Here is a 503-nt window from a genome sequence, read left to right on the forward strand (position 1 = left end):
TGCGACCTGTGTCTGACTGGTCTGCTGCAAAGTGACTTCTACCGTTAACGGTTTACCTTCACGCAGCAGCCCCAGTTTGACCTTGCTACCAACCGGCAAGGACCCAACCTGGGCACGCAGTGCCGCAAAGCTACTTATCGGCTTGTCGTTCAGCGTCAAAATAACGTCACCGGCTTTGATGCCTGCTTCGTCCGCAGCGGATTTCGGCCTGACCTGGCTGACAAATGCCCCGCGCTGCGCATCCACTTTCATCGCTTGCGCCAGATCGGAATTCAGCTCGGTGCCGGTAATGCCCAGTTCGCCGCGTTTCACGTCGCCAAACTCAACCAATTGCGCCGTGAGGTTTTTCACCATGTTACTCGGAATGGCAAAACCGATACCGATGTTTCCGCCATCCGGTGCCAGAATCGCGGTGTTCAGGCCGATTAGTTCACCGTTGAGGTTAACCAGCGCGCCGCCGGAGTTGCCTCGGTTGATCGCCGCATCGGTCTGGATAAAGTTTT

General features: G+C 56.3%; 1 protein-coding gene. It reads right to left on the reverse strand.

Annotated features, from left to right (window positions below; genetic code table 11):
* On the reverse strand, positions 1 to 503 hold a 503-nt coding region (locus J5224_RS35470), incomplete at both ends, for a PDZ domain-containing protein (RefSeq protein ID WP_264629444.1).

The sequence above is a fragment of the Candidatus Symbiopectobacterium sp. NZEC135 genome, from assembly GCF_025962695.1.